Source organism: Halorussus limi (genome assembly GCF_023238205.1).
Classification (GTDB): Archaea; Halobacteriota; Halobacteria; order Halobacteriales; family Haladaptataceae; genus Halorussus; species Halorussus limi.
Genome location: NZ_CP096661.1, coordinates 210,188 through 233,017 on the forward strand (window position 1 = coordinate 210,188; position 22,830 = coordinate 233,017).

Here is a 22,830-nt window from a genome sequence, read left to right on the forward strand (position 1 = left end):
TGCTGAACAATTCGCATCAAAAATTGAGCAAAATCACCGAATCAGTCGTAGGTCACAGACTGAATAAAGAAACGGCACTGTCTAGTTTACCTCCTCAACCGGCATGCGTTCATCGAGTGCTTGGTGCGGTCGCTGGAAATTATAGTAATGGTCGAACAACGCAAGACACTGGCGGACGCTCCGCCGACTGCCCACCCACGACGAATGGAAGCGGTCGATTCGCATTTTGAGGGTATGAAACCACTGTTCAATATGGTTTCGGTCGACACACTCAAGTTGACCGCTCAATCCTAATCGAAAGGGGGCAGTCAGATAGACTGCATCATCGACCAGGAACACGGTTTCTGAACACTCGTGTTTCTGGATGAGGCCGTGGAGGAACGCGGCCGCCGGATCGGTGCCACGCCGACCAAATACGGCGACATCAAGAAGCACCTTCGTTTCAAGTTCAATTGCAGCGTACACCCAAGACCACTCACCGTTAATCCGGACAGCGGTCTCGTCGACCGCGACCCGCGTCGGCGTCGCCGACGGCGGGTCAGGTACGATGTCAGACAGATTATACACCCAACTCCAGACCGCTCCATGCGACCGTTCAACGCCGAGGGGCCCAAGAATCGCTGCTGTTTCTCTGAGCGAGCAACCGGCAGCGTGGAGCCGGACGGCGAACGTCCTGACGGGCGTCTCCGTCCGCTCGCGCTGCCAACATTCAAGATTCGCGGTGTCTAACGTCTCTCTGAGCAGGTCTGAGAGTAGCATGAATCACTAGCTCTTCGGCCTGCTCACTCCTTAACTAGACAGTGCCTCGTGTCCCGACTGTCACTCCTTCGGGAGTTCGGGGAGGAAGGCGAAGATTATAGCAACGACGGCGAGCAGACCACCGAGTATCAGGACGGCGCTGTCGAAGTATCCCTCGTCGGCGAGGACGCCGACGAAGACCGACCCCGTCGATGCTATTAGGAAGTATCCGGTCCGTAGCAATCCCCAGGCTCCGTTCCGTTCAGCGGGAGGGAGTGCGTTGATGATGTAGGTGTTCGTAACTGGCGCGATGCCGAGTTGGACGCCCGCGAGGACGATGACGACGGTGATGGGCACGAGGCCGGAGAGGAACGGGAGCGCGAGCAGAGGTAACACGCTGACGGCGGCCAGAGCCACCAGTACCAGTCGGTTCCCGTAACGGGTAACGGCGCGTCCGCCGCTGATCTGTGCGGCGGCACCACTCACGAAGAGCGTGGCGAAGAGGACGCTAGCAGTCACTTCGTCAAAACCCTTGACGGTAATGAGATACGTCGGGAGGAACGCGGTGAGGCCCTGAAAGACGAACACTCGTATCGTCTTTCCGCCTACCCCGAGGATGACGCGCCGCCGACTGATCGCAGACAGGAGGCCGCGGAGACGACGACCGGTGGACGCCTCGGTGGTGGCGGGGATAGCGGTGGGCGGAACGACTCGCCACGCCAGAACCGTCGTAGCGAGCAGCAGCGGGACTGCGCCCGCAATCGTCGTGCGCCATCCGAGTCGAGTCACGGCCGCCCCGGCGAGGATGGGGAGCGCCGCGGCACCGAGACTCCCGACCGCGAGCGTGAACCCGATCGCCGCGCTGTCGTTGTCGGGGTAGATGGACGAAAGGAGCGTCCCCCGCGTGGGGCCGTAGAGTCCGTTTCCGACGCCGACGAGCGCCGCCGTGACGAGGAAGACGCCGAAGAGGGGTGCCGCCGCAAGCGCCGCGATACTCAGCGTCATGACCGCGAGACTGGCGAGGAGTACATTCCGGTCGCCGACGCGGTTGCTCAGGAGACCGGCCGGGAACTGTGACAGGCCGTACACCGCCCAGATGACTGTGATGGTGAATCCGGCGGTCGCGTTGTCGATGTCGAACGTCGCTTTGATTCCGGGCAGCAACACCGGAATCGTGATGCGTGTCCCGAGAATCAACAGCCACCCGACCGCGATGGCAACTAGCGCCCAACCGCGGCCGTCGCCGCGGAGTGGCGCGATCACGTGTTCGATTCGCTCCTTCAACCTGACGGCGATGGTCACCAGCATTCGACTATCGAGTGGAATACTATAGTCCCGACAGTTCTCTTATATCTTCCGGCCTCGGCAACCGCGACTCGCTGTCCCGACGAAGACTTCTCGAACTCCGGTTACGACTCCCGAACTCCATTTCGACTTCCAGACCTCCGTTCGACCGCTCGAACTGGCCCGCACCGGACCGTCCACCGAGAAGACCTAACCGTCTCAAACACGTGGTTCTGAAGTACGTGGGAGCGCCCGAACAGATGTCAGACCACCTCGGGACGATATATCTGACAATCATGTTTCTCAACTTCCTGTACTTGGTAGTCCTGCTGTACGGCGGTATCTGGTACACGAACCAGCAGACCGTCCAGTGTCCCCGATGCGGGGTCAAGTACCCGAAGTATCACGTGGGGAACCACGAGTGCCATCCCTCTCTCGTCGGCGACGACGATTGACGCCGTTCGACGGACTGCGGTCGCACGTACTGACCACCGTTAGTGTTTTGCCACCGTGTCACACCTTCGAAGTATGAGCGTGTATCAGGACTCGCTGGCCGAGACGGCCGCGCACGAAGTCGCGTTGAACTGCCTCGAAGCGGGAATCGAGGGTGCGCACCCGACCCGCGTCGTCGGCGAGAACGTCACCCTCGACGGGGACCAGTTGACCGTCTGCGGCGCCACGTACGACCTCTCGGAGTACGAGGAAGTCCTCGTCGTGGGTGGCGGGAACGCGGCGGGCACGGTGGCCGCAGGTCTCGAAGACGAAGTGGGCGACCGAATCGACGGGGGAGTCGTCGTCACCGACGTCCTCCCGGAGACGACCGAGGTCGAACTCGTCGAGGGTGACCACCCCGTCCCGAGCGATCGCGGCGCGGCGGGGGCCGCGCAGGTCCGCGAACTCGCCGAGTCGGCGACGGCGGAGACGTTCGTCCTCGGCGTCGTCACCGGCGGTGGCAGCGCGCTGTTGCCCGCTCCGGCGGGCGACCTCTCGCTCGCGGACCTCCAGCGAGTCACCGACGAACTGCTAGTTTCCGGGGCCGAGATAGACGAGATAAACGCCGTTCGGAAGCACCTCTCGGCAATCAAGGGCGGCCGTCTCGCAGAGGCCGCCGCACCCGCGACGGTGGCCGGACTCGTCTTCAGCGACGTCGTCGGCAACGACCTCGACGTGGTGGCCAGCGGACCGCTCACGCCCGACCGCTCGACGTACGCGGAGGCGTTGGACGTCCTCGACCGGTACGCCCTCGACGTCCCGGAGTCGGTACGGGAGCGCCTCCGACGAGGTGTCGCTGGCGACCTTCCCGAGACGCCCGGTCCCGACGACTCGGCGTTCGAGGGAGTCGAGACGCACGTGCTCGCGGACGGGTTCACGGCGCTCGACGCCGCCCGAGACGAAGCGGTTGAGCGAGGGTACGACGCGCACGTCCTCAGCTCTCGAATACGGGGCGAGGCGCGCGAGGCCGCCAAGAGTCACGTCGGAATCGCCGAGGAGATGCGTGCGACCGGCAACCCGTTCGAACCGCCCGCGGTCGTCCTCTCCGGGGGCGAAACGACGGTAACGCTTCGCGGTGACGGGGACGGCGGCCCGAATCAGGAGTTCGCATTGAGCGCCGCGCTCGAACTGGACGAAGAGGACGTCGTGATAGCGAGCGTGGACACCGACGGCATCGACGGCGCGTCCGAGGCGGCCGGCGCAATCGTCGACACCGAGACTGTCGGCGACGCCAAGGGCGAGGCCCGCACTGCGCTCGAAGAGAACGACGCATTCCCGTTTCTGGCCGCGAGAGACGCGCTCGTCGTGACCGGGCCGACCGGGACGAACGTCAACGACCTGCGGGTGATGGTCGTGGAGGCCGACGCGACGTCGCCTCGGTAGAACCGATTCGGCCTCGGTAGGTGATCCGCGAAAGCGACGTTATCCGACCTCCGTGGCGCGGTCCACGACATCCTCGCCGTACGTGTCCCTGAGTTCGTCTCGCTGGTCCGGGCGGGCCTCGTACACCTCCTGAAACAGTGTTATCGGCGTTTGTGCCGCCTGATACGTGGCCTCGTCCCACATCCGGTCCCGCGTAACTTCGACCTCGACGCCGTCGATGATGAGCGTCGCCGTTCGCTCCATCGAGATGGCACCTCTTCCCGCCGCCTTGGCCTCCTCGAACTCCGCCATCGAATCGACGTAGTCATCCATCGCCACGACGTACTGCGTCCGGTCTCGCAGCGCGTCGGCGAGTCCGTCCTCGTCGAGTTCGCGCGTATCCCGCCCCACTCGAAGTCGATATCGGCCCTCGTCCAGCGCTTGGAGTTCGACGTCGTCGCCCTCGTACGCGTGCGCGCCGCCGTCGGTCCGTTCGAGTTCGACGGTTTTCCCCTCGACTTCGAGCAGGTACGTTCCCTCCTTCGGCGGAAGGGGTCCGGTGTTGGCTTCTACCACCTGGCCGGGCGTCAGCGACCAGATGCCGAGCATCCCCTTCGCCCGATTGTCGGCCATCCGCTCGTGGTATCCCTCGACGTCCCTGATGTCGTCGTAGGGTCCGTCGACCGCGATTAGCCCGTTCGCGCTCGCCGCGCGCGAGGTGTTGTGTCGCAGTTCCGGCCACGAGGGGAGTTCCCCCGTCGGGGTCGTGGCGCGCATGTCCTTGGTGTAGTCTACTTCACCGTCGACGAGGAGGAACAGTCGCTCCAGATTGTTCGAGCGCTTGCCGATCTCCCGGTCGATTCGGGCGAGTGCGAGTTCGGCTTCCCCGCTCTCGACGATCGGGGACATGGACAACGACCCCTCCTCGAGGCCGTTTTCGGCCTCGACGACGGTGATGAACTCGTCGGCCTTCTTCCAGTCGTCGATGGACCCGACTTCGGGGACGACGAACCCGTCGATGTGTTCGATAGCGCCCTCGTCGGGGTCGGCGATGCGCATCATGTGTTCGAACCCCTGCCGCCTCGTTTCGGGGTCGTCTCTGTGCCAGACGATTCGGGGGTGAATCTCGCCCGGGAACTCCTCGCCGTGCTCCGAGACTACGTCGAGGATGTTCTCGACCCCCTCGTCGCGCAGGTTGGGCGCCGTCGCGTCCTCGTTGTCGGGTACCCAGACGTCGGGGGCCTGCATCCCCCGCAGTTGTGAGGCCTTCCGGAGCATCTCGGCGGTGTCGTCTCCCTCGACGGCGGTCGGTGACGTGAAGAACGAGCGTACGAACCCTCGTTCGTTTCCGTGTGTCGCCATGTGCGGCCGTACCGTTGGCGGCCTGATTGTTAAAATCTAGCACGGGAGGGGAACCGGTCGAACGCCGTCACCCGAGCGCGCTCGCCAGTTTCTCGACGGGATGGGGAACCTCCGCGTCGTACTCGTCGCCGAGTTGGGTACGACAGGAGGCGCCCGGCGCGGTCACGACGTCGCCGTCGCTGTCGTCGATTTGGTCGAAGAGGATGCGACCGATGGCCTGCGACATAGAGTAGTGTTCGGCCTCGTAGCCGAACGTTCCGGCCATCCCGCAACACCCAGAATCGAGCGGTTCGACTTCGTAGCCCGCCCGACGCAGGACGCCCACGGCGTGGTGGTCCTTCTTGACCGACTTCTGGTGGCAGTGACCGTGGTAGGTGAGCGACTCCGCGGGCGCGTTCCACGTCACGCTCTCGCCGAGGCGGAACGTGTCGAGATACTCGCAGACGCCGTAGGTGTTGCGTGCGAGGGCCTCCACGTCGTCTCCCGCGACTCGCTGGCGCTGTCGGCTCGTCGATTCCGGGCCGCCCTGCGTCCCGCCGAGCAGGTCGAGGTAGTCCGACTGGAACATCACCGCGTCGGAGGGTTCGACCACGACGACGTCTCGGCCCTCAGCGACGTATTCCGATAGCGTATCGACGTTTTGACTCGCGATGTCACGGGCCTTCTCGACGAACCCCTTCGAGTGTGGCGGCCGTCCGCTCCCCGTCACGTCCGGTACCGTGACGTGGACCCCGGCGGCTTCGAGGACTCTCACGGCGGCCTTCCCCGTCTCGGGCTTGTTGTAGTTGGTGTAGGTGTCGGGGAAGAGGACGGCCCGCCGCTCGGCCTCGGCTTCGGAGACGCGTGCGCCGCCGCGCTCTTGGAACCAGTCGCGGAACGTCTCGCTCTCGAACTCCGGCAGCGAGCGCTCACGGGCGATACCTACCGTCTTTTCGAGCAGCGTGCGGGCACCGGGGAGGTTCTGGCCCCAGTTGGCGACGGGTGCGAGCGCGCTTCCGACCTTCGAGAGCGCGTCGATGTTGGCGAACGCGTGGTCGCGGAGGCTCGCGCCGTGGCGCTCCTTGTACTCGCGTTCGACCTCGACTTTGAGTTTCGCCATGTCGACCTCGCTCGGGCAGTCCACGGAACAGCCCTTGCATCCGATGCACAGGTCCATCACCTCGTGCATGAACTCCACGTCGAACTGCTCGTCGTCTCCCGCTGCTGGAGCGGCCGACCCCGAGTCCGTCCCCGCCGGGGTCGCGACGTCGAGGTCGCCCGACATGGCCGACCGGAGGAGGTTCGCTCGGCCGCGCGTGGACTGAATCTCCTCCTCGGAGGCGCGGTAGGTCGGACACATCACGCCGCCGGAGGTGGACTGTCCGCCGCGACAGCCGCCACAGCCGTGACAGAGTTCCGCCATCCCCTGGAAGCCGTTGTCGTTCTCCCAGTTCAGTTGCGGTTCGAACCCGGCGTCGAACTCGTAGTCGGTGTCGAACCGGAGGTTCTCGGTCATGTCGTGGTCGCCGCAGACGTTGCCCGGGTTCAGGAGCCAGTCGGGGTCTACCGCCGTCTTGAGGTCCCGAAACAGGTTCCAGACGTCCTCGCCGTAGAGTTTCTTGTTCCACTGGGTCCGGGCGCGGCCGTCGCCGTGTTCGCCCGAGACGCTCCCGCCGTACTTCACCGCGAGGTCGGTGGCGGCGTCGGCGATGGACTCCATCCGCTCGATGCCCTCCGCGTTCTTGGTGTTTATCAGCGGCCGGACGTGGATGCACCCCGGTCCGGCGTGGGCGTAGAAGCTCCCGAACGTGTCGTGTTCGTCGAAGACGCCCTGAAAGTCCGAGATGTACTCGGGAAGGTGTTCGGGCGGGACCGCGATGTCCTCGATGAAGGCGATGTGCTTCTCGTCGGTGGTGCGCGAGAGCAGAATCGGTGTCGAGGCCTTTCGCATCTTCCAGAACTTCTCCTGCTCCTCGTCGGAGAACGCCGTCAGTCCGTCGAACGCGATGTCGTCCACTCGGTCGTCGAGCAAATCGCGGACCTTCCGCTCGGCCGCCTCGTCGTCCTCGGCGTAGAACTCCACGAGCAGGAAGGAGTCGGTCCGCTCGGGGAGGATGCTCACCACGTCCTTGAACTCCTCGAGGTCGCGGGCGAGGTCCACGAGGACGCCGTCTAGCACTTCGACTGCGGCGGGGTCGTGTTCGAGAATCGGCTCGACGTCCTCCATCGCCTCGACGAGGCTATCGTAGGTGAGCAGGCCGATAGCGGTCGTGTTCGGCACCGGTTCCAGCGAGAGGGTCGCCTCGGTAACGATACAGAGGGTCCCCTCGCTGCCGACCATCAGACGGGCGAGGTTGACGGCCCCCTCTTCGGACTCCTTGACCAGCGCGTCGAGACTGTAACCCGAGACGTTCCGCTTGAGACTGGGATACGCCCCTTCGACGGTGTCTGACTCCTCGTCGATTATTCGTAGCGCCTCGGCGTAGAGACGTTCCTCGAGAGTCCCGTCCGGGTCGGCACCCGCCCGTAGTTCGTCGAGCGAGACCTCTCCGAGCGTCGTCACGGTGCCGTCGGCCAGCACGACCTCCAACTCCTCGACGTAGGCGTCGGTCTTGCCGTACTTCAGCGAGTGTGCGCCCGTGGTGTTGTTGCCGATGGCCCCGCCGATGGCGCTCCGGTTCGCCGTCGAGGGGTCGGGCGCGAACTTCAGGTCGTAGGGCGCGAGTCGCTCGTTCACCTCCGCGAGGACGGCCCCGGGTTCGACGCGCACCTCGCGGTCCTCGGGGCGGACGTCCAGCACGTCGCCCATCTCCCGAGTGAAGTCGAGGACGACGGCCTCGTTTACGGTCTGCCCGGCGAGACTGGTGCCGCCGCCGCGGGGAAGTACCGGAATCCCCCGGTCGGCGCAGTATTCGACCACTGCGCTCACGTCCGCGGTCGAGGTGGGGAAGACGACGCCGATGGGCGTCACTTCGTAGGCGCTGGCGTCGGTCGCGTACAACTCGCGGGTGTAGGTGTCGAACCGGACCTCGCCGTCGACGAGCGATTCGAGGTCGTCAACGAGGCCGGGCCGCTCGACCGGGCCTTCACGGTAGTCGTAGTTGGCTCGCTGGTCGCCGGCAGGGTTGGGCTCCCCGGACAGGTCGCGCTTGGCCATAGATTTACGTTATCACGTACCAATCGGCGGGGACCGTGTAAACCCTTCGCCGAGACACCTCCGCGGTTCTCGACCGGGCGGAGCGCCGGCGACCGTTCTGAGCGCGCCGGTGAGACGGACCGCTACCGAACAGAGCTAACTCTACAATTCTATAAACAAGCTATACAATCTTTTCAAGCGTATCTTCATTGGTGCGAGCGACGAAGGTCCGTCAAGACGAGTCGCCGGGAGCTATCCGCGAAGGAGTCCCACCAGCGGGGCGTAACTGGCACCCATGTGGCGGAAGTACCAGCGACCACGAGAACGTATCACCGAATGCGACTCCCCGCCAGTGCGAACGCGGTCACGCGACTCGGTTGCGGAGGCTCTCGCCGGCGAGGTACCGGCGGGCGTTCTCGATAACGAGGTCAGCGATGTCGAGGTGGTAGCGGTTGGTCGCCGAACCCTTGTGCGGGGAGATGACGACCTCCTCGAAGTCCCAGAGCGGGGAGTCCTCCGGCAGGGGTTCGGTCTCGAAGACGTCCAAGCCCGCACCAGCGATGTCGCCGGCGTCGAGCGCACCGACGAGGTCGTCCTCGTCTACGATGGGGCCGCGGGCGACGTTGATGAGGTACGCGTCGTCGCGCATGCGCCGGAACTCCGGAGCGCCGAACATGCCTTCTGTCGCCGGAGTGTGTGGCACCGCGATGGCGACGAACCGAGCGTCCGCGATGGCCTCGTGGAGGTCCTCCGGGTCGTACACTCGGGAGACGCCGGGGACCGACTCGTCGGAGCGCCGGACGCCAACGACATCCATCCCGAGGGCGTCGGCGCGCTCGGCGATGCCGCGCCCGAGAGTCCCGAGACCGACCACGCAGAGTCGCTCGCCGCCGACGGTGAACGGCCGCTCGTAGTCCGGTTCGTACCAGTCGGCGTCGTTCTGGTGGTCTCGGTAGACGTGGAGAAGGCGGGCGAACGACAGCATGTAGTTGACCGCGAGTTCGCCGACCGTCTCGTCGTGGATGCCCGAGGAGTTCGTTAGCGGGACGCCGGCCGCCTCGTAGGCGTCGGTGTCGAACTCGTCGTACCCGGCGCGGGCGCAGTGGACCCATCCGGCGTCGAGGAACTCGGGGCGCGGGCGGTAGGTGACGACTGCGTCCGTCCGGCCGTACTGCTCGCCGTCGCCCACGAGTTCGGCGGGGATTTCGAAGTCGTCGAACGCCTCGACGAACGCCGTCTTCGGAATGACGTTCTCGACCGTTTCGTGGACGTACAGCCGTTCGATATCGGCGCGCTCTGACATACCTATCACTCATGCGGAACTGATTTGAGGTTTTTGCCGTTCACACCCCTGCAGCCGACCCTATTAATAACGTAAAAACATGATAATTAACTTTACAACACTCCGGCACGCCACTCGTTGGCATGGACGTGGCAGAGACATGAACGTGACAGAAGCGATTGCAGATATCCTCGTCGAGGAAGGCGTCGATTACCTCTTCGGATTCCCGTCGAATCCCCTGTTCGACACCGGTGCGGTCGAGGAGGCCGGCATCGAGACGATAATCGTCAGACAGGAGCGGACCGGCGTTCACATGGCCGACGCCGTGAGCAGAGTCACGTCGGGCGACGAAGTGGGCGTGTTCGCCTGCCAGCACGGCCCCGGTACGGAGAACTCCTTCGGGGGCGTCGCGCAGTCGTACGCGGAGTCGGTCCCGCTGATCGCGTTTCCGCGGGGATACGACCGGTCGAAGACCGACGTGGACCCGAAGTTCAACTCCTTCCTCAACTACCAGCACGTCACCAAGTCCTGCGAGCAACTGACCGACCCCGAGGCGGTCGCCGACACCGTCCGCCGGGCGTTCAGCGCGGCGCGAAACGGTCGGCCGCGACCGGCGCTCGTCGAGATTCCCATGGACGTCTGGGACGAGGACGTCGGGACCATCGAGTACGAGTCGACCGAATCCCGGAAGACGGGTCCCGACCCGAGCGACGTACCCCCGGCAGTGGACATGTTGCTCGACGCCGAGCGGCCCGTCATCTACGCCGGACAGGGCGTCCACTACGCGAAGGGGTGGGAACCGCTCCGCGAACTCGCCGAACTCGTCGAGGCTCCGGTCGCCACCAGCCTCAACGGGAAGAGCGCTTTCCCCGAGGACCACCCGCTGTCGCTCGGTGCGGGGTCCAAGAGCGAACCCGGCCAACTCGCGCACTTCCTCGACGAGTGCGACCTGCTGTTCGGCGTCGGCACCAGTTTCTCGACCACCTCTTACGGTATCACCGTGCCCGAGAACAACGACATCATCCACTCGACGCTCGACCCCACGGACGTCGACAAGGAGGTAGAGAGCGACCACGCAATCGTCGGTGACGCGAAACTGACGCTCGAAGCGATGGTGGCGGAAACCGAGGACCGCCTCGACGGGCCGCGGGGCCGCCGCGAGGACGTTGTCGCGGAGATTCGGGACGTCGAGGAGGAGTGGCTCGCCGACTGGCGGCCCAAGCTGGAGTCCGACGAGACGCCCATCAACCCGTATCGCGTCATCGACGAACTCACCGAGGTCGTGGACGCCGAAGACGCCATCGTCACCCACGACGCCGGGAACGCCCGCGACTTCCTCGCGCCGTTCTGGGAGTCGCCGGAACCGCTCGGCTACATCGGCTGGGGGAAGACGACCCAACTCGGCTACGGACTCGGCCTCGCGATGGGTGCGAAACTGGCCCACCCAGACAAGCTCTGCATCAACGTCTGGGGCGACGGGGCCATCGGCATGACCGGCCTCGACATCGAGACGGCGGCCCGCTACGACATCCCGATTCTCTCGGTCCTCCTGAACAACGACGAGATGGCGAGCTACGACACGCCGTTCGGTGGGGACTTCGCCAAAGTCGCGGAAGGACTCGGTGCGTACGGCGAACGAGTCGAGGACCCCGACGAGATTTCGGCCGCCATCGAGCGCGGTATCGAGAAGACCGAGGAGGGGACGCCCGTCCTGCTGGAGTTCGTGACCGCGAAGGAGACCGAACTGTCGCGTCCCGACCTCGACTGAGTCCGGACGCCCCGCTATTCTCGGAAAACCGGCAGGAAGTCACGCAAACGGTACTACGAAGTGAGCGGTAACCGTCGTAGCGAATGCACACATGGACCACGTACGCGAAGGCGACCGAATCGTCGTTCGACTCGACCCCGGCGAGGAAGCCCTCGACTCGCTCGGCGAACTGCGCGACGAGTACGACATCGAGAACGGGTTCCTGACCGGCATCGGCGCGGTGGACCGGGTGACGCTCGGCCACTACGACACCGAGGCCCAGGAGTACAGCGAGGAGGAGTTCACCGGCCAGTTCGAGGTGACCAGCTTCCTCGGCAACGTCGGCCCGGACAAGATACACACCCACATCCAGGTGGCCGACGACTCCTTCCAGTCGCTGGGCGGCCACTGCTCGGGCGCGCGGGTCTCTGGGACCTTCGAGGTCATCGTGACTCTCGGCGAGACGCCGCTCACGCACCACCTCGACGACCGGACCGGCCTCGACGTGTTCGACATCTAGTCGGCGGTCGAGTATTCAGTATTCCAGCGAGTCACCTTCTGAACGAGTCCGCGAGGGGCGGCGCTCCTCAGCTCTCCGACGGGCCGCGCGACTCCGGAGCGAACCAGGAGACGAGGAGTCCGAGTCCCGTCAGCGCGGCCGCGTAGGCGAACGCCAACAGGTACGTCTCGGTGATTTCGATGAGCGCCCCCGCGACCAGTGGTGCCGTGAACGCGCCCGAGATTCCCGCCGTCGTCAGAAACGACAGCGCCGTCCCCGTAATCTGGGGCTCGACGACCTCTTGGACGTAGCTGTACACCACGCCGAACGTGAGCTGAACGACGAACCCGGCGACGACCAGCGCCGCGACGATTACCGCGAGTACGTCCGTCAGAGCGATGAGAACGACCAGCGGAAGCGAGACGAGGAACGCGACCCGGAGGACCGGCAGTCGCCGCCGGTTCAGCAGTCGGTCCGAGATAGCGCCGCCGCCCGCCCGCGAGAGGACGCCCATCGCCGGGAACACCGCGGTCAGCAGACCGCTCAACGCGGCCGAGAGGGCGAACTCCCGGGCGAGGTACGACGGCAACCAGCTGTTCAGGAAGAGGTAACAGGAGTAGGCGGCGAACGCCATCGCGCAGCCGTACCACACCACCGGGCGTCTCAGGATGGCGGCGAAGTTCGCGCGCATCGATGCGGTGTTCGTCGTCGGTTCGACCGTGAGACCGCGCACCCCCGCCGTGAGGAGTGCGAACGCGACGACCGGGCCGAGTATCATCGCGAGGAAGTTCGCGTGCCAGCCGAACCGCGCCGCGACGAGCGGTCCGGAGAGTTGTCCCATCGCGAACCCCGCGGGGGCGCTCGTGATGAAGACGCCGATGGCCGTGCCGCGGTTCGCGTCCGAGACGGCACCGCCGACCAGATTCGTAGACGCCGTCCAGATAACGCCCACGGCGACGCCCGCGACGAGACGCGCGGTCAACAGCGACCAGAATGCGCCCTCGTGACCGGCCCACCAGCTCCAGCCGCCAGCGATGACGACGATGCCGGTCCCGATGGCTATCATCGTGTAATCGCCGAGTCTGTCTATCCAGACGCCGAGCGCAAAGTTCGTGACTGCCCACGAAGCGGGGACCGCACTCACCAGCCAGACCGCCCTCGCCGGAGTGACTCGGAGGTCGGTCGCGACGGTCGAGAGGACGCTCGCAGGCGCGATGATGTAGTAGTGAGTCGCCGCGGTCAACAGCCACGTTCCGACCAGACACGCGACGAACGCGCGTTCGTCGCGGACCCCTCGATGGACCGCTCTCAGACGTGTCGTCATTGCGTCGAGACGTGCTCTCATACTGCCGACGCACCTCCACTGCTCACAACGGTCTTCGCCGAGCGGTCCGGGACACGTCCGTCTCGTCGCTCGGCGGACTGCGGTCGTTCGCTCATCGTTCGGACCTCACGGATTATTCGAGTCCGCGAAACGCCTCGATGTTGTAGTCGAGGGTCGCGCCGGTGCTGGCGACGTACGGGACACGGCGCTCGTGGTGGGAACCGTGCGAGCGTAACTCGACCGATCCTCGAACCCCTTCCTCGACTGGGCCGAAGACCGACGACTCGGTGCCGAGAACGAGCGCATCGCCGATGGCGTCGGTCGGCAGTCGGAACCGCTCGGCTGCTTCCGTGGCCGGGAGGACCTCCTCCACGCCGTCGATGTCCGCCAGCGGCGCGAGGGCGTCGGCCGACCCGTCTTCGAGGTAGACGTACGCGGCCCCGCCGAGGTTCTGATGGTGGTAGGTGTGTTCGTCGGTGATGAGTCGGACCACCTCGGCGTCCAACTCTTCACGGTCGAGGGCCGCTTCGATGTCCACGCAGACGGACTTGCGGTTCATGCCGTGGTCGGCGGTGGCCACGAGCGCGTCGCTCCGCTCGGCGAGCGCGGCCACTCCGGCGTCGAGTTCCCGGACCCACTCCTCGGCCGCGGTTTCCTCGGGGCCGTGCTTGTGCGGAATCACGTCCGTCGTCGAGACGTACAGCACGTCGGGGTCGCGTTCGTCGAGGACGTGGACCGCAGCGTCCATCAGCCACGCGCTCGCCCCGCCCGAGTAGATGCCCGGCGGTTCGCCCACGGCGTCTGCCAGCCAGTCGGGCGGGTCCTCCGCGCTCGCCGCGAGGTCGCAGTCCTGCCCGACCATCCCGACGAGTTTGTCCTTCGCCACGAGGGCGGCGACAGTCTCGCCGCGGTCGGCCCGGCGCTGGAGTTCGGTCCGACGCCGGAGGAGCGACGCGTCGTTCATGTAGGCCTGTTCGTCGCGCTCGGGGTCGTAGTAGGTGTTGCCCGTCACGCCGTTCTCCGCGGGGAAACTGGCCGTGACTATACCCACGTTGTTGACGTTGGTGAGGCTCGGAACGAGCCCTTCGCAGGTGCCCGCGTCCCCGCGGGCGGCGATTCGGTCCCAGCCCGGCGTCTCTACGGCGGCGAGGTACTCGGGGTCGAGGCCGTCGAGACAGGCGACGACATGAGTCATGTGGTAACGCGTGTACCTGCCGCATCCAGACACATATACGTTCGCCACCGTCACTCACCGGCCACCGCGGGTTCATCCGGACCGGGCGCGGACCGTCGGAGCCGTCGCGACAGCAACTGCAGCGAGACGAGACCGAACACTGCCCCGAGCGCGAGCGTCGGGAACGCCCACGCGTACCCGGCGGCGTCCACGACCGCGCCGAAGACGACCGGCGAGACCACCGTCGCGCTGAACCCGGTGAGCGTCTGGACCGAGAGCGCGGCCCCCACGTGTTCGTCGTCCACAACCTCGGTGACGGTGGTCGAGGTCGGCGAACTGTCGGCGGTCAGGAGCGTGCCGTAGACGAGCAGGACCGCGGTCAGGGCGGGCAGCGACAGCAGGTCGCCCACGCTGCCGAGGACCGCGCTGATGCACGCGCTCCCGCCCAACACGAAGAAGACGGTCGGAATCCGGCCGACGGAGTCGCTCGCCCACCCGCCGAGCAGGTTGCCGACGCCGCCGAGCGACATCATCGCGCCGGTCAGCAGGCCGGCCAGCACCGCCAGATTCGACGCCCCCGAGAGCGCCGGAGTGAGGACCAGAAAGGCGGGGAGCCAGTTGCGAACCCCGAACAGTTCCCACGTGTGACCGGCGTAGACGCCGACCGCGTAGAGGTACGCCCGATTGGAGAGGAAACTCCGGTCGAACTGCAGGTCGCTCGCGGCCGCGTCCGGGTGGTCGCGGGCGAACGCCAGCATCACCGGCCCGGCGACCACCGCGCCGACGCTGGTCGCGCCGATGCCGACCCGCCAATTGACTGCCGCGGCGACCGACGACGAGAGCAGGAACGAGAGGCCGGTACTCAGCGAGAACGCGCCGGTGTAGACGCCGAGCGCCCGTCCGCGGACCGACTCGGGGTACCACTCGCTCAGGAATCGCATGCCGGGCACGTACACCGCGGCCATGAACGCCCCGGCCACCAGTCGGAGCGCCACGCCGACGAGGAAGCCGTCGGCGAACGCCGCGAACGCGAGACTCGCCAGTCCCGTGCCCGTCGCCCCGACGGAGACCACCCGCCGCGTCGAGTACGTATCGGCGACCATCCCGGCGGGGAGGATGGCGGCGACGTATCCGGCCTGAAACGCCGCGAACAGCGCGCCTGCTTGAAGCCCGGATAGCGACCACGCCTCGACTATCCGTGGCAACAGCGCCGAGTAGTTGAACCACACGAGTACCGACAGCAACAGGACGGTGCTGGCGACGGCGAGCGCCCGAGTTCGGTCTTGCATCGTCGGTGGATCCTCCACGGCGTCGCCTCGCAGCGGATTCGGACTGAAGGTCCCGGCGAGCGCACTTAACGTTATGGTATGCGGTTACGAACCACGGATATGGCGAAAGCGACAGCCGAGTTCCGCGAATCGGTCGAGAGCGACGGAATCGTCGTCGCGCCCGGCGCGTACGACGCCGCGAGCGCGAAACTCGTCGAACGGGCGGGCGCGGAAGTGGTGTACATGTCGGGGTCGAGCGTCTCGACGTCCGTCCACGGCTACCCGGATGTCGGCGTGACGACGCTCACGGAGATGACCGACCGCGCCCGACAGATGGCGAACGCGGTGGACGTTCCCGTATTCGCCGACGCGGACACTGGGTACGGCAACCCCATCAACGTACGCCGGACAGTCGAGGAGTTCGAGGCTGCGGGCGTCGCGGGCGTCCACCTCGAAGACCAGACGTTCCCGAAGCAGTGCGGTCACTTCGAAGGCAAGGACGTGGTAGCGACTGACGAGATGACGGCGAAGTTGCGCGCCGCGGCCGACGCCCGCGAGGACGACGAGTTCGTCCTCATCGCCCGGACCGACGCGCGGGCGGTCGAGGGGTTCGAGGCGGCCGTCGAGCGCTCTCGGTCGTACTTGGAGGCGGGCGCGGATGTCATCTTCTTCGAGGCCCCCGAGTCGGTCGCCGAACTCGAAGAAGCGGCCGAGCGAATCGACGCACCCATGCTGGCGAACATGACCGAGGGCGGAAAGACGCCGATGCTGTCGGCCGACGAACTCGACGCGCTGGGCTACGACATCGCACTGTTCCCCGCGACCGGGTTCAAGGCGGTCCTGAACACCCTGCAGGACGTGTACGCCGAAATCGTCGAGACGGGGAGCCAACAAGCGGTTATGGACGAACTCGTCACCTGGGAGGGCCGCAACGAGATTACGGGACTCGACCGGATACGCGACCTCGAAGACCGGTACGCCACCGACGGGGACCGGTGACCGCGCGAGCGGTCGGCCCCGGCGGCAGTCGGCCGACGTGAGGGTTACAGACCCACTCTAGACACAGAATATTATTTCTCAAGAGTGGGCGAATCTGTGCTATCTCGTCGGGGTCCGGTTTTACGGTCCCGGCGGTCGTCACGAGGGGTATGGACCACCGCGACCCCGTCGGAGCGAGAAGAATAGCGTTCGCGACGCCGGAGACCGAGTTCGGCGAGGGAGTCGCCGACCGCCTCCCGGAGACGCTCGACAGATTGGGCGTGGATGCCCCGCTCGTGGTCACGGACCGGGGCGTCGAATCTGCGGGCGTCCTCGACGCCGCGCTCGACGGTCTCGAACTCGACCCGACCGTCTACTACGCGACGACCGAACCGAGCGTCGAGGACTTCGAGAACCTACCGGACGCCGAGGTGGATGGCGTGGTGGCCGTCGGCGGCGGGTCGTGCCTCGACACGGCGAAGGTGGTCGCCGCGCTGCTCGCTCACCGCGGGACTGCCAGTGACTACCTCGGCGTCGGCCGGGTCCCCGGTCCGGTCGCGCCGACCGTCGCGATTCCGACCACGAGCGGAACCGGGTCGCAGGCGACCCAGACCGCGGTGGTCTCCTACGACGGCGTGAAACGGGGGATGAGCGACGAACTGCTTCGCCCGGACGTCGCGCTCGTGGACCCGGCGCTCACCCGCGACCTGCCGCGCGACGTGACCGCGCGGTCGGGGTTCGACGCGTTCGTCCACGCGCTGGAGTCGCTGACCGCCCGCGACCACACCCGGGTCGAACCCCGACCCATCAACTATCAGGGGGCGAATCCGATAACCCGGCCGATATCGCGCCGCGCGCTCGAACTGGTCCACGGGTCGTACGAGCGCGCGGTCGCCGACGGGGACGACCGCGAGGCCCGACGAGCGATGAGCCTCGGGTCCCACCTCGCGGGAACTGCGTTCTCGAACGCGGGACTCGGCGCGGTCCACGCGCTGGCGAGCAGCGTCGGCGGGATGACGGGGCGGCCCCACGGCGAGTGTCTCGCCGCCTCGCTGACCGCCGGTCTACGCTACAACCTTCCCTCGCGACGCGAGCAGTACGCCGCCGTCGCGCGGACGCTCGGCGTGGCGGCGGCCGACGACGACACCGACGAAGCGGCCGAGGCGCTCCTCGCGGAGTGCGAGCGGATTCGCGACGCCGTCGGCCTCCCGGAGTCGCTCGCCGACCTCGGACTGGGACCCGACGACGCCGACGTAATCGTCGAGAACACGCTGATTCAGGAGCGCCGCATCAAGACGAACCCGCGCGACGTGGGCGAGGACCTCCGTGAGGAAGTGGTGCGGGCGCTGGAGTGAGTCGGCAGGAGGGGACGGAGAATTAGCGAACGAGCAGGTAGAGGCTGAGCAGACCGGCGAGCGCCACGAGGGCCGCGAGAGCGACGAACAGCGCGCCCGACCCGGCGTAGGTGAGGACGGTCCCCGCCAGCGCGGCCCCGAGCGCCCCGACGCCGAACATGGCGAGGTAGGTGAACCCGTACGAGAGACCGTGGCTGTCGGCGGTGACGTAGTCGGCGATGGTGGCCTGATACACCGGCGCGGCCACGTAGACGAAGAAGCCCAGCAGCACGCAGACGCCGAGTAGCGGCACGACGCCCGCGTTCGACGCGGGGACGAACAGCAGCGCCGCGACGACCAGCGCCGCGAACGTCGCGACGAGCGCGTACTCGGTCTCTATCATGTCGGTCACCTTGCCGCCCGCGTACTGGCCCGCGACGCCGACCGACAGCAGCCCCGCGTACACGTACCTGCTGGGCGAGAACGTCCGCTCGAAGACGGTGACCGGTTCGAACATCGAGAGGCCGCCGAGGATTTCGGGCAGGAACGTCAGCACGCCCCGGTAGTAGAGGCCGTAGAGCATGATGATGGCGAACAGGACCACGAACCCCCTGGTGAACAGCAGTCTAGAGTCTCGGACCAACTCGCGGAGCGAACCGAGACCGCCGTCGGTCTCGGCGGTCCGCCCGGGGTCGCCGTCGGCGGCGACTTCGGCCTCCGCCTCGTCGGCGGCCGCCCGCTCGTCGAACGAGAGGCGGAACGCGATAGCGCCGGCGACGGCGGCGGGAATCACGAACAGTCCGGCGACGATTCGCCAGTCGAGGACCGCCAGCAGCACCGCCGCCGCCAGCGGGCCGACCACGGTTCCGACGTTACCCGCCGCGCCGTGGTAGGCGAAGGCGGTGCCGCGGTTATCGTCTTCGGTACCACGGCTCAGGAGCGAGAGGCCCGCGGGATGGTAGAGGCTCGCGCCCGCGCCCCACAGCACCAGCGCCGCGCCCAGCACCCAGACGTTCGGGGCGACACTGACGAGCAGGAACCCGCCGCCCATCCCGGCGGCGGAGCCGAGAACGAGTCGCTTCGAACCGTACGCGTCGGCGAGGATGCCGCTCGGGAGCGCGCCCAGTCCGATGAGGGCGTAGCCCGCGCCGACGACGAGACCCAGCGTGGCCTCCGTCGCCGTGAAGGCGTCGAGCCACACCGTCACGAAGATGGGGATGGCCAGTTCGTAGGTGTGGAACATCGCGTGGGCGAGCATCGTGAACCCGACGATGGCCCGGTCGTTGGATTTCATCGTTCGTGGTCACCGCGGAATCGGGTAAATCGAGTGGACCGATGATTCGGAGTCGTATAAAATTTTGGTAAGGAACGGGATGACCGAGCGACGAGAGTCCGAGGCAGAGTCGCTGCGTCGAACCGGACCCGACAGGGGTCCGAGTCGGCGTCAAGGACCGGGTGTCGGAATCGGGAGTACGATTATAATCACGGCGTTACGATAACAACTCGCATGGGAGAGACGCACACGTTAGCCGAGTTCGCAGCGAACGCCGCGTTCGAGGACGTTCCGGACGAGATAGTGACGGAGGCGAAACGGGCGATTAAGGACTACGTCGGCGTCGCGCTGTACGGGTCCCAGCACGGCGTCGGCGAGCGCATCTCGACGTACGTAGACCGATGCATGGCGGGCGATGAGACGGCGGTGCTCGGTCGCGGCGCGGCGAGTCCGCCCGGCGCGGCGCTCGCGAACGGCGCGTTCGGACACGCCATCGACTACGACGACACCTTCGAGTCGATAGTCATCCACCCGACGTCGCCCGTGTTCCCCGCCGCCCTCGCCGGGGTAGAGGTGGCCGACGGCACCGGGCGCGACGCGCTGACGGCGTACATCGTCGGCGTTGAGGCCGCCTTCCGAACCGGCCACGCCACCTACCCCAGCCACTACGACAACGGGTGGCACAGCACCGGCACGGTCGGGACGTTCGGCGCGACGGCGGCCGCGGGGTCGGCGCTCGGACTGAGCGCCGAGGAGATAGCCCACGCGTACGGCATCGCGGCCTCGTCCTCGTCGTCGCTGAAGAAGAACTTCGGGACCATGACGAAACCCCTCCACGCGGGTCACGCCGCTCAGATGGGCGTGCGCGCCGCGCTGCTCGCCGAGTCCGGCTTCACCGCCGACGACGCGGTGTTCGAGGGCGATATCGGCTACGGCGAGGTGATGACCCCCGGCGGCGAGTACGACCCGACCGAGATAACCGAGGGACTGGGCGAGGAGTGGGCTGTCGAGGACATCGGCTTCAAACCGTACCCCTCGGGCGTGATAACCCACGCGGCGATGGACGCCCTGCGAGCTGTGGTCGAGCGCGAGGGCCTCGACCCGGCCGACGTGGAGACGGTCCAAGTCGCGCTCGACGAGGCCGCCTCCGAGATGCTCATCCACGCCGACCCCGACGACGCCCTGCAGGCGAAGTTCTCCATCGAGTTCTGTCTCGCCGCGATACTCCGTGAGGGGGACGCGGGCGTCCGGGAGTTCTCCGACGAGTACGTCGCCGACGCGCGCACGCGTGAGGTAATGGCGAAGGTCGAGCGCGACTTCGAGACGAACCTCTTCGGCGGGAGTTTCGCCGGGTACGGTGCCCGCGTGACGGTTACGACGAAGGACGGCGAGGAGTACGTCGAAGTCGAAAAGCACGCGCCGGGGAGTCCCAACAACCCCGTCTCCGACGAGCGCCTCGACGCCAAGTTCTTCGAGTGCGCCGAACCGACGGTGGGCACCGAGCGCGCCGACGCCGTCGCGTCCGCCGTCGCCGCGCTCGATGCCGAGGGTTCGCTCGACCGCTTACTGGAGAACGCCACCGCCGCGAGTGAAGACGAATGAGCGACGACTACGAACACCTGTCGCTCGACGACCTGGAGACGAATCCGGAGAAACCCGGCCGTCGGTGGGAGCTATCCCCGAAACTCGGCATCGACGACTACAACGTCAACGTCGCCGTCATCGAACCGGGCGAGCGACTGTCCCAGAACGCCTACCACTACCACCCGAATCAGGCTGAGTTCTACTACGTCGCCGACGGTCGATGCCGCGTCGAGGTCGATGACGGGTCGTTCGACGCCGAGACCGACGACGCCCTCCGGTTCGCGGAAGGCGTCCCGCACATGCTCCACAACCCGTTCGACGACCGGTGCAAAATCGTGGCCGTCGGGAGTCCGCCCGAGGGAAGGCGGCCGGTTCACCAGGTCCAGAGCTACGAGGAACTGCTGGCCGAGCGATACGGCGGGGACGAGACTGTGCAAGGCAGCGAGGACGAGGCCGTGCGAGACGACGCCGAAGATGCGGACGACTCTCCGTCGTAGCCGTCGCCGTTCGCTCCGGCGGCGGCATCGGCGGTAGTTTGATTGTGATTGTCGAGCATATTACGGGCGATGGCAGTGAAAGATGGCAGCGAGCGGAACGCTCCGGAGCGACGCGAGGAGTACGACGTCGTCGTAATTGGATGCGGGATGGCCGGGTTGGCCGCCGGGAATCGGGCGGCGCGACTCGGACTCGACGTGGCGCTGTTGGAGAAGTCCCCGGAAGAGCGACGGGGCGGCCACACTCGGTTCACTGAGTCCTTCCGCGTCCCGTCAGCCGACACCGACCTCACCGAGTACGGCTACGAGTTCGACATCCCCGACTACACCGTCTCGGAGTTCTACGACGACATCATGACCCAGACGAACGGTCGGGCCGACGAGGACCTCGCGCAGACGCTGGTCGAGAACGCGGGCGAGACGGTAGAGTGGCTGACCGAACTCGGCGTCGAGTGGGACATGACCCCGCTCAACTCCGGGTACACCGTCGGTCGGACGTGGTTCGACGGCGAGGAGTTGGTCGAGACGCTCGTCGAGGCGGCGACCGACGCGGGCGCGGACGTCTACTACGACGCCGAGGCCAGAGAACTCCGGCAGTCGAGCGACCGGCAGATAACGGCAGTCGACGCGGTCACCGACGAGGGGTTCGTCCGGTTCGACTGCGACGCCGCGATACTCGCCGCCGGGGGCTACGAGTCGAGTCCGGAGAAGCGCACGCGCTACTACGGCCCGGACTACGATGCGATGACCGTCCGCGGGAGTCGGTACAACACCGGGGAAGCGATAGACATGGTGCTCGACGCCGGGGCCAAGGCGGTGGGACAGTGGGGCGGGGCGCACATGGCGCTCATCGACGCCGCCGCCCCGGACGTGGAGGGCGGAACCAACCGCATCGACGGCTACCAGTACGGACTGCTGGTGAACCACGACGGCGAGCGGTTCGTGGACGAGGGCGAGGACTCCCGCGCCCACACCTACGCCAAGTTCGGGCAGAAGATATTCGAACAGCCGAACCGCGAGGCGTTCATCCTCGTGGACGACCAGACCATCGACGAGGTGGACGCGACCGGCCCGTCCGACCCCGTGGTGGGCGACGACCTGCGCGACGTCCTCGAACGAGTGGGATGCGAGAGCCCCGACGCCGCAGTCGCCACCGTCGAGGAGTACAACGCCGCCTGCGACCCGGACTCGTTCGACCCGCAGGTGCTCGACGGCAACGAAGCGACCGGCGTGACTCCCCGGAAATCGAACTGGGCGCTCCCCCTCGACGACCCGCCGTTCTACGCCTACGCGGTGACGGGCGGCATCACGTTCGCCTTCGGCGGAGTGGCGACCACCGCCGACGCGGAGGTACTCGACACCCGCGACCGCGTGATACCGGGGCTGTACGCCGCCGGTAACAGCGTCGGTGACCTATTCTACGACAACTACCCCGGCGGGACCGGACTGACGAACGCGGCGGTGTTCGGTCGAATCGCCGGCGAAAAAAGCGCGGAATACGTGGACTGACAGCCTGCTTC

The 22,830-nt window shown here is 66.6% G+C and carries 18 protein-coding genes; 9 read left to right on the forward strand and 9 right to left on the reverse strand.

What is annotated here, in order from left to right; genetic code table 11:
* Nucleotides 1-81: 81 nt before the first annotated feature.
* Entirely contained in the window at nucleotides 82-759 is a 678-nt protein-coding gene (locus tag M0R89_RS21225) for an IS6 family transposase (RefSeq protein ID WP_248652751.1), read from the reverse strand.
* Nucleotides 760-819: 60 nt separating this feature from the next.
* Nucleotides 820-2,046, reverse strand: coding sequence for an MFS transporter (locus tag M0R89_RS21230; RefSeq protein WP_248652752.1), 1,227 nt, complete (start codon nucleotides 2,044-2,046; stop codon nucleotides 820-822).
* 236 nt (nucleotides 2,047-2,282) lie between these two features.
* On the opposite strand from M0R89_RS21230, the gene M0R89_RS21235 reads away from it, so the two are divergent.
* The gene (locus tag M0R89_RS21235) at nucleotides 2,283-2,477 is read left to right on the forward strand and encodes a hypothetical protein (RefSeq protein WP_248652753.1); all 195 of its coding nucleotides are present in this window, start codon (nucleotides 2,283-2,285) and stop codon (nucleotides 2,475-2,477) included.
* A gap of 73 nt (nucleotides 2,478-2,550) precedes the next feature.
* Nucleotides 2,551-3,897: a glycerate kinase type-2 family protein gene (locus tag M0R89_RS21240; protein ID WP_248652754.1), complete on the forward strand. Its 1,347-nt coding sequence runs from the start codon at nucleotides 2,551-2,553 to the stop codon at nucleotides 3,895-3,897.
* A 39-nt stretch (nucleotides 3,898-3,936) separates the two neighbouring features.
* Here M0R89_RS21240 and aceB read toward each other — a convergent pair whose 3' ends face one another.
* The 3 genes from aceB to ddh all read right to left on the reverse strand — a co-directional run bounded on the left by aceB (nucleotide 3,937) and on the right by ddh (nucleotide 9,656).
* The gene (aceB, locus tag M0R89_RS21245; protein WP_248652755.1) at nucleotides 3,937-5,238 is read right to left on the reverse strand and encodes a malate synthase AceB; all 1,302 of its coding nucleotides are present in this window, start codon (nucleotides 5,236-5,238) and stop codon (nucleotides 3,937-3,939) included.
* A 67-nt stretch (nucleotides 5,239-5,305) separates the two neighbouring features.
* Nucleotides 5,306-8,374, reverse strand: coding sequence for an FAD-binding and (Fe-S)-binding domain-containing protein (locus tag M0R89_RS21250; protein ID WP_248652756.1), 3,069 nt, complete (start codon nucleotides 8,372-8,374; stop codon nucleotides 5,306-5,308).
* Between the two features lie 343 nt (nucleotides 8,375-8,717).
* Nucleotides 8,718-9,656 (reverse strand): D-2-hydroxyacid dehydrogenase, encoded by a 939-nt coding sequence (gene ddh / locus M0R89_RS21255; RefSeq protein ID WP_248652757.1) that lies wholly within the window; start codon nucleotides 9,654-9,656, stop codon nucleotides 8,718-8,720.
* Between the two features lie 139 nt (nucleotides 9,657-9,795).
* On the opposite strand from ddh, the gene M0R89_RS21260 reads away from it, so the two are divergent.
* Both M0R89_RS21260 and M0R89_RS21265 read left to right on the forward strand, forming a co-directional pair.
* Nucleotides 9,796-11,403 carry a thiamine pyrophosphate-requiring protein gene (locus M0R89_RS21260; protein WP_248652758.1) on the forward strand — a complete coding sequence of 536 codons (1,608 nt, stop codon included), beginning with the start codon at nucleotides 9,796-9,798 and terminating at the stop codon, nucleotides 11,401-11,403.
* Between the two features lie 91 nt (nucleotides 11,404-11,494).
* Nucleotides 11,495-11,902 carry a PPC domain-containing DNA-binding protein gene (locus M0R89_RS21265; RefSeq protein ID WP_248652759.1) on the forward strand — a complete coding sequence of 136 codons (408 nt, stop codon included), beginning with the start codon at nucleotides 11,495-11,497 and terminating at the stop codon, nucleotides 11,900-11,902.
* Between the two features lie 67 nt (nucleotides 11,903-11,969).
* On the opposite strand, the gene M0R89_RS21270 is transcribed toward M0R89_RS21265, so the two are convergent.
* The 3 genes from M0R89_RS21270 to M0R89_RS21280 form a co-directional block, all read right to left on the reverse strand.
* Complete coding sequence (locus M0R89_RS21270; protein WP_248652760.1) at nucleotides 11,970-13,205, reverse strand: MFS transporter; 1,236 nt, start codon at nucleotides 13,203-13,205, stop codon at nucleotides 11,970-11,972.
* Between the two features lie 133 nt (nucleotides 13,206-13,338).
* Nucleotides 13,339-14,400 (reverse strand): alkaline phosphatase family protein, encoded by a 1,062-nt coding sequence (locus tag M0R89_RS21275; RefSeq protein ID WP_248652761.1) that lies wholly within the window; start codon nucleotides 14,398-14,400, stop codon nucleotides 13,339-13,341.
* A 50-nt stretch (nucleotides 14,401-14,450) separates the two neighbouring features.
* Nucleotides 14,451-15,668 carry an MFS transporter gene (locus tag M0R89_RS21280; protein WP_248652762.1) on the reverse strand — a complete coding sequence of 406 codons (1,218 nt, stop codon included), beginning with the start codon at nucleotides 15,666-15,668 and terminating at the stop codon, nucleotides 14,451-14,453.
* Nucleotides 15,669-15,767: 99 nt separating this feature from the next.
* Between M0R89_RS21280 and M0R89_RS21285 the strand changes: the two genes are divergently transcribed.
* Both M0R89_RS21285 and M0R89_RS21290 read left to right on the forward strand, forming a co-directional pair.
* Nucleotides 15,768-16,646 carry an isocitrate lyase/PEP mutase family protein gene (locus M0R89_RS21285; RefSeq protein WP_248652763.1) on the forward strand — a complete coding sequence of 293 codons (879 nt, stop codon included), beginning with the start codon at nucleotides 15,768-15,770 and terminating at the stop codon, nucleotides 16,644-16,646.
* Nucleotides 16,647-16,795: 149 nt separating this feature from the next.
* Nucleotides 16,796-17,980: an iron-containing alcohol dehydrogenase gene (locus M0R89_RS21290; protein WP_248652764.1), complete on the forward strand. Its 1,185-nt coding sequence runs from the start codon at nucleotides 16,796-16,798 to the stop codon at nucleotides 17,978-17,980.
* A 22-nt stretch (nucleotides 17,981-18,002) separates the two neighbouring features.
* On the opposite strand, the gene M0R89_RS21295 is transcribed toward M0R89_RS21290, so the two are convergent.
* Nucleotides 18,003-19,253 carry an MFS transporter gene (locus M0R89_RS21295; RefSeq protein ID WP_248652765.1) on the reverse strand — a complete coding sequence of 417 codons (1,251 nt, stop codon included), beginning with the start codon at nucleotides 19,251-19,253 and terminating at the stop codon, nucleotides 18,003-18,005.
* Between the two features lie 213 nt (nucleotides 19,254-19,466).
* On the opposite strand from M0R89_RS21295, the gene M0R89_RS21300 reads away from it, so the two are divergent.
* The 3 genes from M0R89_RS21300 to tcuA all read left to right on the forward strand — a co-directional run bounded on the left by M0R89_RS21300 (nucleotide 19,467) and on the right by tcuA (nucleotide 22,819).
* On the forward strand, nucleotides 19,467-20,834 hold the full coding sequence (locus M0R89_RS21300; RefSeq protein WP_248652766.1) for an MmgE/PrpD family protein: 1,368 nt from the start codon (nucleotides 19,467-19,469) through the stop codon (nucleotides 20,832-20,834).
* The gene (locus tag M0R89_RS21305; RefSeq protein WP_248652767.1) at nucleotides 20,831-21,313 is read left to right on the forward strand and encodes a cupin domain-containing protein; all 483 of its coding nucleotides are present in this window, start codon (nucleotides 20,831-20,833) and stop codon (nucleotides 21,311-21,313) included. The genes M0R89_RS21300 and M0R89_RS21305 overlap by 4 nt, the downstream gene beginning before the upstream one ends.
* Nucleotides 21,314-21,382: 69 nt before the next feature.
* Entirely contained in the window at nucleotides 21,383-22,819 is a 1,437-nt protein-coding gene (gene tcuA, locus M0R89_RS21310; RefSeq protein ID WP_248652768.1) for an FAD-dependent tricarballylate dehydrogenase TcuA, read from the forward strand.
* Nucleotides 22,820-22,830: the final 11 nt, after the last annotated feature.